The 11,766-nt window shown below is 61.2% G+C and carries 8 protein-coding genes, 4 pseudogenes and 1 other annotated feature; of the genes and pseudogenes, 9 read left to right on the plus strand and 3 right to left on the minus strand.

Annotated elements, in window-relative coordinates; genetic code table 11:
- Window positions 1-114: 114 nt before the first annotated feature.
- The 5 genes and pseudogenes from EG885_RS20210 to EG885_RS20230 all read left to right on the plus strand — a co-directional run.
- Window positions 115-761: pseudogene (locus EG885_RS20210) on the plus strand (MFS transporter); the annotation flags it as partial.
- A 506-nt stretch (window positions 762-1,267) separates the two neighbouring features.
- A complete protein-coding gene (locus tag EG885_RS20215; RefSeq protein ID WP_207392352.1) occupies window positions 1,268-1,912 on the plus strand; it encodes a CPBP family intramembrane glutamic endopeptidase in 645 nt (214 codons plus the stop codon).
- Between the two features lie 292 nt (window positions 1,913-2,204).
- A pseudogene (locus EG885_RS20220) lies at window positions 2,205-2,495 on the plus strand (transposase); the annotation flags it as partial.
- A 217-nt stretch (window positions 2,496-2,712) separates the two neighbouring features.
- Window positions 2,713-3,651, plus strand: coding sequence for an IS110 family RNA-guided transposase (locus EG885_RS20225; RefSeq protein ID WP_131578256.1), 939 nt, complete (start codon window positions 2,713-2,715; stop codon window positions 3,649-3,651).
- Window positions 3,641-3,758, plus strand: a sequence feature (AL1L pseudoknot). It overlaps the preceding gene by 11 nt.
- Window positions 3,666-4,292: pseudogene (locus tag EG885_RS20230) on the plus strand (IS3 family transposase); the annotation flags it as partial. Its footprint overlaps the feature before it by 93 nt.
- A 7-nt stretch (window positions 4,293-4,299) precedes the next feature.
- Here EG885_RS20230 and EG885_RS20235 read toward each other — a convergent pair.
- Window positions 4,300-5,706, minus strand: a complete 1,407-nt coding sequence (locus tag EG885_RS20235; RefSeq protein ID WP_207392353.1) for an IS30 family transposase — start codon at window positions 5,704-5,706, stop codon at window positions 4,300-4,302.
- Between the two features lie 43 nt (window positions 5,707-5,749).
- Here EG885_RS20235 and EG885_RS20240 point away from each other — a divergent pair.
- A pseudogene (locus EG885_RS20240) lies at window positions 5,750-6,037 on the plus strand (integrase core domain-containing protein); the annotation flags it as partial.
- A gap of 242 nt (window positions 6,038-6,279) precedes the next feature.
- Here the strand turns inward: EG885_RS20240 and EG885_RS20245 are convergent.
- Entirely contained in the window at window positions 6,280-7,314 is a 1,035-nt protein-coding gene (locus tag EG885_RS20245; RefSeq protein ID WP_131578260.1) for an IS110 family RNA-guided transposase, read from the minus strand.
- Window positions 7,315-7,791: 477 nt separating this feature from the next.
- On the opposite strand from EG885_RS20245, the gene EG885_RS20250 reads away from it, so the two are divergent.
- The 3 genes from EG885_RS20250 to EG885_RS20260 all read left to right on the plus strand — a co-directional run bounded on the left by EG885_RS20250 (window position 7,792) and on the right by EG885_RS20260 (window position 10,041).
- Window positions 7,792-8,328 (plus strand): TetR/AcrR family transcriptional regulator, encoded by a 537-nt coding sequence (locus EG885_RS20250; protein ID WP_131578262.1) that lies wholly within the window; start codon window positions 7,792-7,794, stop codon window positions 8,326-8,328.
- Window positions 8,325-9,500, plus strand: a complete 1,176-nt coding sequence (locus tag EG885_RS20255; protein ID WP_131578264.1) for an MFS transporter — start codon at window positions 8,325-8,327, stop codon at window positions 9,498-9,500. Before EG885_RS20250 ends, EG885_RS20255 begins: the two co-directional genes overlap by 4 nt.
- Window positions 9,501-9,723: 223 nt before the next feature.
- Entirely contained in the window at window positions 9,724-10,041 is a 318-nt protein-coding gene (locus EG885_RS20260; protein ID WP_131578266.1) for a DnaJ family domain-containing protein, read from the plus strand.
- Between the two features lie 111 nt (window positions 10,042-10,152).
- On the opposite strand, the gene EG885_RS20265 is transcribed toward EG885_RS20260, so the two are convergent.
- Window positions 10,153-11,592, minus strand: coding sequence for an IS1182 family transposase (locus EG885_RS20265; protein WP_131578268.1), 1,440 nt, complete (start codon window positions 11,590-11,592; stop codon window positions 10,153-10,155).
- Window positions 11,593-11,766: the final 174 nt, after the last annotated feature.

Consider the following 11,766-nt stretch of genomic DNA (forward strand, 5'->3'; position numbering starts at 1 on the left):
TTGGAAAAAAGGGGGCCATGCGTGCCATCTGCGCGGCAGTCAGCCAGAAAAGGTCGCTCATGTCACCGCTCCGTTTCTGGGCCGTGAATCACGCCGCGAAACGGAAATCAATGCATCCTGACCCTAGGCAGCGTCTATGCGACCCAGTCCGGCATGGGCGCGGTCTTCGGCACGCAGATCGGCATGACCACCACCCAGATTGCGCTATTGTCGCCATGCTGTTCGCGGGCGCATTGGTGATGCAGTATCCGGTTGGCTGGCTGTCGGACCGAATGGACCGTCGCCAGCTGATCTTTGGCGCAGCAGCTTTGGGTTCGGCCTCCTGCGCGGCGGGCTGGATCACGGGGGGCGCGCTGGCGCCGCTAATGGCGGCTGCCTTCTTTGCCGGAGGCGTGACCACGCCGCTCTATGCGCTGTTTCTAGCCTATACCAACGACGCACTGTCGCCCGAGGATATGCCTGCCGCGTCGGGCGGTCTGGTTTTCACCTTCGGACTGGGCGCTATTGCCGGCCGTATGGTAACAGGTTGGGCCATGCAGGTCTTCGGCCCCTTTGCTTTCTGGCCGGTCTTGGGGGCGCTCTTTGCCGCGATCGCGTTATACGCGCTGTATCGGATGACGCAAACGACGACCCTGCCGGTTGATCAGACAGACAGCTATCTGAGCGTCCTGCCGACAACTTCGTCCGTCGCCGTCGAAGCGGCCGGGGCATGGGCTGCCGAACAGGCCGCCACGGAGCGGGATTCCGACTTACCGAGATAACGGTAAGATAACTCGTCGCCCGGCAATGGGCGGCGGAACCATCGGCGGGGTCAAACGACGCCTCGGTAGCGAGGCCATGCCAGGCTCCTCGGGCTATGCGACTTTCATCTTAGATTGTGATCTCCAGCCGTGCCATGTTCACGCAATCCTAGCGGTCAGTATGCAGTCTTCTTATGATGGGAGGCGGTACGTTGATAAGCTACATGCAAAATTCCATAAACATGGCGGATCAGGGAGAGAGTTGGCTCCTTCGACCAGACAGAACTGTTCGGGCGCCCCAAGTGCCTACAGACGTGGAATACCACCGTGTTTATGCGGGAGATAAGCGTCAGATCATCCGCGGATTCGTCGCAATCATCTTATTATTTGCCGGCCTCGTTCTTTTTGCACAGCTTTGCCTCGCAGGTGCCACGGCGATCGACACCCAGGTTCTTTGACGGACAGGCTTCACGCCGCTACAGCATGCTGCCGGAGCGTTCTCTTTACTTCTGCTTGTTCCTTACAGCATGCTTCTCCAGCGCTGGTTCTACGGGGTTCCCGCAAGCTCGTTGCATTCGATCTCAGGACGATTCCGGTTCGGGGTATTTGGCCGCTCGTTGCTTGCTTTTGGCCCTCTCATTCTGATCGTTATGTCGATCGGCATTCTTTACACACCGGATATCATCATTCCTTGGAGCGCGGCCGACCTGACCGCGTTCATCGTCATCGGCATGACACTCGTTCCACTGGCAGCCGCTGGTGAGGAATATGGAGTGAGAGGTTTTATGTTCCGCGTTGTGGGTAGTTGGACACGTAACTCTCTTTCCGGCGCAATCCTCGGAACCATCCTCACGACAGTCCTATTTGCGCTTATGCATGGCAGTCTTGACCCCTACATCTTGGGTTCATATCTCGTGCTGTTCGCCGCACTGGCGATCATAACCTGGAGGACAGGAGGCTTGGAGGTCGCCGTTGTGCTGCATGGTGTCTACAACGTCAGCGCTCTTGTCCTCGCCACGACGCTCCACCTTGATCTGGGAGGGGCCCTTAATGGCCGTAGCGAGATTGCCGGTAGTGTTCTCAACTTGGCGCCGAGCGCAGCGATTGTCGTCATAACTGCCGTTGTCTGGTGGATAACACGGAAATCGGGCCCTGCGCGCACGCCAGCTTAGTCTATCGAAAACGCCTTCTCCAAAAGTTTTAGCATACGCAGAGCTGTACTCGTCCCGATGCGACAGGCCAAAACGATTGAGGTCGCTGACAATTTCAGATCGCCGCGCGCCACATTCGATACCGCCCTTGCCCGGTCATCTTCCGGATCAGACCCTGTTCCTCCATCCAAGCGAGGTTGCGCTGAACGGCCGCGCGACTGGCGCCGGTCAGGGCCTTAGCTATTGGGGCAGGTACGATCTGAACCGCGCCGGGTTTGCCGGAGGCTCCAACTCCTGAGTAAGGTAGAGCATCATGAGCAAGACAACGAACAAGTTTTCTTCGGAAGTGCGTGAACGCGCGGTGCGATTGGTCTTAGACAATCAGAACCAGCATGGATCGCGCTGGCAGGCGGTCTTGTCGATTTCATCGAAGATCGGCTGCGCGCCGCAGACCCTGAACGATTGGGTCAAGAAGGCCGAGGTTGATAGCGGCAAACGTCCGGGCGTCTCCAGCGAGATGGCCGAGAAGATGAAGGCGCTGGAACGCGAGAACCGCGAGCTGCGCCAGGCGAACGAGATCCTTCGCAAGGCGTCAGCGTATTTTGCGATGGCGGAGCTTGTCTTATGGAATCCGTGGCTCCTGAGGCAAAAGGGAGTCGCTGCCCGGCACCGCAAACTGCGGGGCAGCGGCGGGGGTGGCGTCGTGCGGAGCTTGGTCTTGCAGGACCGCGGTCGAGTTTGACGAGCCCCCGTCTTTTCTAACGACCTGAACGGATACGTGGGCTTCGGGCCCGAACGACAAGCAAAGGTGGAAAGAAAAGATGGCCAAGGATACCATCGGCATCGACGTCTCGAAAGACCGTCTCGACGCATTCTGGCATTCGCGATCTGAGTCGCGCCGTCTGCCGAACACGGAGGAAGGCTTCGGCCAGTTGTGCGACTGGCTTGGAGAGGAAGAGGGTGCGCTGATCGTCTTCGAGGCGACCGGCGCCTATCATCGTGGCCTCGAGCGACATCTCAGCCTGGCAGGGCGGCCCTTCATCAAAGTCAATCCAAAGCAGGCGCGCCGATTTGCACAAGCCATTGGTCGACTGGCAAAGACCGACAGCGTTGACGCGAGGATGCTGGCGCGTATGGGTGTGGTGCTCGATCTGGCCCCTCAAGATATCGAGGGTGAAGATGTTCATGATCTCAGGGAGTTGCTGACAGCGCGGCGGGCCCTCGTCAAGGATCAGGTCACTGCGAAGACCAGACTTGCCACGGCGATCAATCCCCTTGTGCGAGAGCAGATCCATCGCCGCATCGACGACATTGGTTCCGATATCCGGGCGCTGGACGAGGCAATCGCGCAGATCGCAAAGCAGCGCGGCACCCTTGAAGAGCGCATCCGTCGTTTGACGACGATCCCCGGGATCGGTCGCCTGACTGCCACGACCATGCTGATCGACATGCCGGAACTGGGCCATCTCGACAGCAAGAAGATCACCGCTCTGGCCGGGCTCGCGCCCATGACGCAGCAGTCCGGCAAGTGGCAAGGCAAGGAGCGGATTACCGGCGGAAGGGCCTCGATCCGGCGAGCAATCTACATGCCCGCGCTCGTCGCGATCCGCTTCAATCAGGATTTCCGCAACAAGTATCGGCAGCTCCTGGAGGCCGGCAAGGCGAGGAAGGTTGCCATCACTGCCGTCATGCGGCGCATCGTGGTTCTTGCGAACACTTTGCTGCGCGACGGCCGCGACTGGCAGCCGGAGCGCCCTTGACCAAGACGGATACTCGACCGCCGGTCGAAGTGATGGTGGGGTTCATCGATGCGCACCGGGATGCGCACGGGGTCGAGCCGATCTGCGACGTGCTGCCGATCGCCCCATCCACCTACTATGATCATCTGGCGAAGCGGGCTGATCCAGCTCGCCTTTCGGACCGCGCCCGCCTCGATGAAGCCCTGCGCCCCGAGATCCGCCGTGTGTTCGAAGAGAACTGGCGCGTCTACGGCGTGCGCAAGATCTGGCACCAGCTGCGCCGCGAGGGCTTCGATGTCGCCCGCTGCACGGTCGCGCGGCTGATGAAGAGCATGGGTATTCAAGGCATTATCAGGGGCAAGCCGCATCGGACGACGATCCCCGACAAAAAGGCGCCGTGTCCGCTGGACAAGGTGAACCGCCAGTTCCGTGTTCCGGCACCGAACATGCTGTGGGTGTCGGATTTCACCTATGTCGCCACTTGGAAGGGTTTCGTCTATGTCGCCTTCGTTATCGATGCCTATGCCCGCAAGATCGTTGGCTGGCGCGTCAGCAGCTCGGCGCATGCGGGGTTCGTTCTCGACGCCCTGGAACAGGCGGTGCATGATCGCCGCCCCGGAAAGGGCATGGGGCTGGTTCACCACAGCGACAGGGGCTCGCAAGGCGGACTCAATCGGTCGTCGCAACATGGTCAGTTTCGGCGTTCTTGAGCAGCGCGTCCAGTGCCTCTGCCGGGGTTCTCCAGCCGAGGGTTTTGCGCGGACGCCCGTTGAGCGCAGCTGCAACAGCTTCGAGGTCATCAGGACCGTGCAAGCTAAGATCGGTTCCCTTCGGAAAGTATTGGCGCAGCAGGCCATTGGTGTTTTCATTTGTGCCGCGCTGCCATGGGCTGTGAGGATCGCAGAAGTAGACCGGCAGATCAGCGGCGACGGTCAGTTCAGCATGACGGGCCATCTCAGCCCCCTGATCCCAGGACAGCGAACGCCGAAGATGGCGCGGCAGATGTACGATGCTCCGCACGATGGCGTCCCGCACGGCCTCGGCACCGTGACCCGCAAGTGGCGGCCCATTCTTCACGCGTGGTCCGTCACCATGCCCTGGCATCCGTGGAAGGTGCAGCAACAGCGTTAAGCGCGTCTGCCGCTCAACCAGCGTGCCGATGGCAGAGCGGTTGAGGCCGATGATGAGGTCGCCTTCCCAATGGCCGGGGATGGCACGATCTGCAGCTTCGGCGGGGCGCTCGCTGATCATGATGTCGGATGTCACGAAGGATTTTCCTCGGCCGGCAGTCCGGGCACGGGGCACACGCAACGCTCGACCAGTGCGCAAACACGCCGTCAGCTCACGGCGCAGAGCGCCACGGCCCTGAATGTAGAGCGCTTGGTAGATGGCCTCGTGACTGATCCGCATGGTCTCGTCCCCGGGAAAGTCGATGCGCAACCGACCGGCAATCTGCTCGGGACTCCAGGCTTTGGCCCACCGACGCGATTGCCGCCGTCCATGTCGCCGGCCTTTCCAGGCTGTAGGCGGGCCAACAACGACCGAGCCACCCGGGTGCGAGATATGGCCGGAGAGCCTGTCCTGCACATACTGCCGCAAACCCGCGTTCGTCGCCAGCTTTGCGGCCTTCGGTCGCTCGGCCGAGCGCTCGGCATGCCACTGGGCCGTGGTCGCACGATACTCAAACCCGCCGGAGCGTGTGGCGGCATTGCGACGGATCTCCCGCGAGATAGTCGACGCCGCGCGGCCAAGACGGCGTGCAATCTCACGCAAGCCGACATTCTGCACCAAGAGCAGAGCGATCTCTTCACGCTCTTCCAGGCACAGGTAGCGCCGGGACGGTGCCGCCGCGGATGGAGCCAGATGTGAAGGGGGCATGCCGCCAGCCTCTCGAAACCACCGTGTTCCGACCGGCTGCGAGATGCCGGTCCGGGCGGCAGCGTCCTCGCTGGAGAGACCCAAGGCAATCAGGGACCAGAAGCGGCGCCGCTCCGATTGCCTTGCCACTCCCGGCCGCCCTGGTGAGCGCAATTTGCGCCTCGTCGACTGTTTGGATCTTCGTTTGCCTGTCGTCATCGCAACCTCCATCAGCAGAGTGTTGCGACGACCGGTTGAGTCCGCCCAATACCTGTCCATACGCTACACTGAGCGCTTGGCGGAGGCCGGTATCGAGCCATCGGTGGGCAGCGTCGGAGACAGTTACGACAACGCCTTGGCCGAGACGATCAATGGCCTGTTCAAGGCTGAGGTCATCCACCGCCGCGGCCCATGGCGCAGCTTGGAAGCCGTGGAATACGCGACGCTCGAATGGGTGGACTGGTTGTCTAATCGCCGTCCTCCCGTCAAGAGGATGAACAGCAGACGTTCATCATGCCGCGAGGATGGCGGCACGCGGCGCAAATCTTAATTGCAGGACCGGCGGCAATGCTCGGCTGGTATCGCTGAAATGGCCAATTGCCGGGAGCAGGGTTGTCTCCGCGGTCGGCATGTGCCGCCGCATCATGGTCTTCGCAGGCATGGCCTTCCTGTGTTCAACACGCAGTCTCATCCGGGAGCTGCAGCCAATCAGATCGGAATGGCCAGACCCACGTCCGCGGCAAGGGCGGCGCGCAGCGCGTATGTGCCGGTCCCAGCTGGTGCTGGCCCGGTCTAAGTTGCGGTATTACATCCGGTTGGTCTGAAGGCTTCGCCGGCTTTGAGCATGCTGTGCATGACCACCGCCAACTTGCGCGCGACGGCGACAGCCGCACGCTTGAGGCCGATACGTTCCCTCAGGGCCAGGCCCCACGTTCGGAGCGCGCTATCGTTCCGGAGCTTGTTGCGCGTCAGCATGACCGTCGCTGCCTCGTAAAGAAGGCTACGCAGATGTCGGTCGCCCCTGCGGGAAATGTGACCGTTATAGTCGACTTCTCCCGACTGGTATCGGCGCGTGGTCAGGCCAAGCCAAGCCCCTACGGAGCGCGACCTCCTGAAATTGCTCGGGTCCTCGACCGCCGCAGCGAATGACAGGGCCGTCACCGGCCCGATGCCCGGGATCGTCATGAGCAATAGCGCGTCCCTGCTTTTCCTCGCGGCGGCAAGCAACTGCCGGTCAAACTCGGCTACGTGGTTGCGCATGTCGCGCCACGCGCCGAGAAGCGGCAGGATGATCCGCGCCAGGTCATCCCTTCCGTCGAGAAGGGCGCGGACATTCGCTTCGAAGGCCCGTCCCTTGCCTTTCGGCACAATCAGTCCGAACGTCTTCATGACGCCTCGGATCTGATTGCTCAGCTGGATCGATATACCGACGATCTGGCTGCGGATCGCGATCAGCGTGCGCGCCAGCATCGAACTGAATGCCTTGACGCGGACTTCCTTGTAGAATCCAGCTTCTGCCAGCTGGGCAAGGCCGTCTGCATCATTCGCGTCCGTCTTGTTCAGCGTTTCGCTTAATATCTTATGGGCATGCCGTGCTTCTATGCAGATGGCCGGGATGCCTGCCGAAGTCAGGGTGTGGTAGAACCAGGTCGCGAGCGGGCCGCTCTCGAAGACGACTCGTTCCGCCTGCGGTGCGTGTCTTCGGATGACCTCTGCGACGACCCCGGGATCGGAACTGCATTTCCCCCGCCAAGTTCGTATGCCGTCCTCCCGGACGGAAATTGCGGTTTCATTCAACGATACATCCAGTCCGACATGCTGCTTCATGGGTGTTCTCCGCCTATTGCCTGAGTCAGGTGCTCTTCCCGAGCCCCTTCCCATCATAGCGCGGGCAGCCTCTCGCACATCTTAGCAGAAGTCCGGGGCGACTCGCTCCGCGATTACGCCATGTTCAACAACCGCCGTCTTCTCGAGCCCATAGGGAACATCCCGCCCGCAGAAGCCGAGGCCAACTTCTATGCAGCTCTGGAAACTGAAGCCATGGCCGCGTAACTAACGTCAATCAGTCTCCGGCAGACCCGGCGCGGTTCATGTGGCCTCATGCTGCTCAGTATTAGACCGTCCGTAAGGGCTCTTCATGCAGCGGCAGTCGCTTCCCGGTGGCGTCTGCTATGCGGGACATTTCTGCCTATCACTGAATCCGAAGCGTTGCAGCCTCTCTACCGCCCCCATGCCGAGCTGAAACCTTCGCATCATATGCGACTTGGCATTGCGCATGTAAAACGAACGCTTTACATAACCTGCATGGACAAGCGAAACGAGATCATCACCGGGGCGATGCGGACGTTCGAGGCGCAGGGGTTCCGCGGCATCGGCGTCGACGCCGTGCTTGCCCCGTCAGGCGCCTCGACCCGGACGCTCTACAAGCATTTCGGATCCCGTGACGGACTGGTTCTGGCCGTCATCGAGCAGCGCCACCGCGCCTTCATGGACCGACTGGCGGCGGCGCCAGATGGTGGAATTGCAATGCTCTTCGAGGCCCTCTCGGTCTGGCTAGACGAGTTTGGGGCAAGCGGCTGTATGTTGCTGCGCGCTCATGGCGAATACGCGGGCAGCAATGCAGAGATCGTGGCCTGCGTGCGTCGGCAGAAGACCGAGTTTCTCGTCGAGTTCGGTCGACGGATCGAGCAATCGCTCGGTCGACAGGACGAGGCTCTGGCCGTCCAGATCTGGCTGCTGTTCGAGGGCGCCACCGCCGCGGCAAGTGTCGTGGGCGCGCACGTGGTCGGCCCTGCGAAAGAGGCTGCAGAAATCCTTCTTGCACAGGCCCGGGCCAAATGACGCGGCCGGGTCCGAGTACGGCCAATCTGGTGGCGGTCGGCTTTGCGTTGACCGCCCTGGCTTATGGGCTTGCACGTTTCGCGTATGGCCTGCTTCTTCCTCAGATCAGGACTGAGCTTGGTTTGGGGACGGTGGCAGCAGGCTGGATTGGCAGCGTTGCTTTCGGCGCGTACTGCGGGGGCGTCGTATCGGCCTTCGTGGCGGTGCCAAGATGGGGCGCCCGCATAGTGGCCGTGGCGGCAGGGTTTTGCGCGACCGCCGGGCTTGGCCTTATGGGCGTGGCAGGATCGACCAGCATCCTCGGAGTCGCCATGGGTTTGGCCGGGATCAGCACAGGCCTTGCCTCACCCCCGCTGGCGGCCGCAGTGGGACGGCATATCCCGCAGGCTGGCCGGTCGCGGGCGAATGGCGTGATCAATGGCGGGACTGCTGCCGGGATCATGCTTTCGGGTATTGCCGCATTGGCCTTCGCGACCGCTTGGCGCGAGCTGTACTTGGGCTTCGCAGTGATAGCAGCTGCTGTCACCTTCTGGCTCTGGCAAGCGATCCCGAGCGAGGAAAGTGCAAAACGATCGCCGGGCTCTTTCGACATGAGGCCGCGTGGGCTCTTATCGCTCTGTTTTGCCGCAGCCCTGATGGGCGCGGCCAGCACTGCGATCTGGACCTTCGGGGCCGACATCTTGCGCGAACAGCTCCATTTCTCCGATCAGCGGATTGCGCTGGCGTGGCTGGTGCTTGGCACGGCGGGACTTGTCAGCGTGATGACGGGCGCTGCCACGGACAGGTTCGGCATTGCTGCAGTCAACCGTCTGTCATTGGTCCTGATGGGTCTCGGTCTCGTAAGCCTTGCGGCCGGATCATGGGCGTCTGTTCTGGCCTTCGCGGCAATGGGAATGTTCGGAGCAGGCTATATCGTTTCATGTGGGGCTTTGCTTCTTTGGGGCATCACCCTGTTTCCCGCGCGTTCCGATCTTGGGATAGGCCTACCGTTCCTGATGATCGCGGTTGGTCAGATGATCGGAGCGCCGCTTTTTGGTGCGCTGCTTGAGGCTACGGGAACCACAGCAGCCTTAACGGGCGCGGCCCTCGGAATGGTTTGTGCCGCAATCCCGGCACCGCATAGAGCAGGCAAGAATGCAGGGAGCCATCCTGAGCCAGAACGCGTGGCGTAAAAAAAATGTCTGAACCTGAACTGACCGTCGCTGACTACAACGAACATTTCAATCGGCTGTGTTGGGCTCTTCAAGTCGCCGCCCGCAGGCTGCACTGGCGGCAGCTATGCGGACGGAACGGTCATAGAAAATTGAACCTGATAGGTCGCCGCTCTGTATAAAAGGAACTGGTGTGTTTCGCAGCGTACGGCGCCGTGTTCGGTGTCATCAGAAGGAACAGAAGATGAAGTTTTCAGATCTTGCTGAGCGACAAATTCTGAAGGCCCAAGCCGAGGGCCAGCTTGATAACCTAAAAGGCGCCGGGAAACCGCTAAATATTGAAGGTGATGGAAGCGCGGACGCTATCGGGTTTCGCATTATGGCTGACGCAGGCGTGGTGCCACGTGAAATTCAACTGCGGAAAGCCGTCGAGGCGCAGTCCCTAATATTGCAGGAAACGACGGGTGAAGAGGCTCGCAAGCGAGAGGTGATCAAGCTTAATGATCTTCAGTTGCGCCTCAGCATTGAACAGGAAGCGCGGCGACGCTTCTACGGCAGCTAAGGGCTTAGGCTGTGTGGAAACGTCAGCGCGTGTCAGCATCCAAGGGCATTAAGCGCGAAGATCTAGCTCGCGTTTGCTAAATTGCAAACAGACCACAAGGAGCGGCGCCTTTCAGGCCTTCAGAGCGCTCATCAACCCTTGGACCCCGATCAGCGCCACCATTCGCTTGATATTGTAGGCGAGGACGTTCAGCGCGATCTCCGTTTTCACGTTCCTCAGCCGTCGGGTCAGAAAGTGGGACGTGCCCATCCACGCCTTGATGGTGCCGAACGGGTGCTCGACCGTGCCTCGGCGGATGGTCATCGGTTCGGTCGGTCCGATCAGCCTCGCCCGCGCCGCCTCGACCAGATGCTCGTGCGCCCACCTTGTGATCCGGCGCTCCTTGCCGGTCGTGCATCGCGATTTCATCAGGCACGTGCCGCACTCGCTGGTCCAGTGGCGGCGGAGTTCCAAGCCGTCTTCCTCGGTCGTGTAGCGATACGGTAGCGCTTCCCCTGCAGGACAACGATAGATATCCGCATCGGCCTCATAGGCGAAGTCCGCCTTCTCATACATACCTTTGAGGCGGTTGCCCGACGTCTCGGGACGCGGGATTGTCGTAGTGATGCCAGCCTCATGGCAGGCCAGGATCTGCCGCCCGCTGAAGTAGCCCTTGTCGGCCAGCACATGCATCTCGTCGCGACGGAGTGCATCCTTGGCCGCCTTTGCCATCGGCACCAGAAGATCACGGTCATGACCCTGGTTGGTGACTTCATGCGCGACGATCAGGTGGGTCTCGGTGTCGACGGCGGTCTGGACATTGTAGCCGACCATTCCGCTGTTCCGGGCGCTGGTGGCCATGGCGCGGGCATCGGGATCGGTCAGCGATATCTGCCCATCCGGCGCATCGGCCAAGGCCCGACCCATGGCTTGCAGGTGTTGGATATGCTGCTGGACACGCCCGTAACGCTTGGCCAGATGCGCGACCTTCTCGGCCCGAACCTCACCCTCCTCCTGTCGATCGACCCGCACCATCTCCGCGATGTAGCGCTCGACGTCCGCCTCCAGGTGGGCGATGCGGCTGGCGATCTTGCCCTTGGTGAAGTTGCGGTCCCGGCTGTTAACGGCCCGGAACTTGCTCCCGTCGATGGCAACGCAGGAGCCCTTCAGCACGCCGATCCGGCGGCACAGCTCTACGAACTGAGCGACGCTGCGGCGGATGCCGGGGCCGTTGTCACGCCGGAAGTCGGCGATTGTCTTGTGATCCGGGACAAGGCGGCCGGTCAACCACATCAACTCGACGTTCCGCCCGGCTTCGCGTTCCAGCCTCCGGCTGGACGGGATCCGGTTCAGATAGCCGTAGATGAACAGCTTAAGCAGCACGGCAGGATGATATCCGGGTCGCCCCGTCCGCGCCGGCGCCGATCGCGCAAATCCGAGCGCAGGCAAATCGAGTTCATCAACAAACAGATCAACCACCCGAACCAAGTGATCCTCGCCAATCCAGTCCTCAAGACGATCTGGAAAAAGAGCCGTCTGTTCCCGCGCAGTGCCTTCGATGAAACCCGACATGCCGATCTCCCGCCACCATGTCTAAGTCTACCATAAGGCCGAGTTTCCACACATGGGGTAATCGCGGGAGCGAGTCGCCCGGGCTGTAATGCCAGCGGACTTGGGACGGGTGGTTGTTCCCCGATAGGATCCGGATACGGGCTCACGATGGACACCGGGCCCAAGCATCAAATG

Origin of the sequence: Paracoccus nototheniae (assembly GCF_004335005.1) — a bacterium.
GTDB classification, from domain to species: Bacteria; Pseudomonadota; Alphaproteobacteria; order Rhodobacterales; family Rhodobacteraceae; genus Paracoccus; species Paracoccus nototheniae.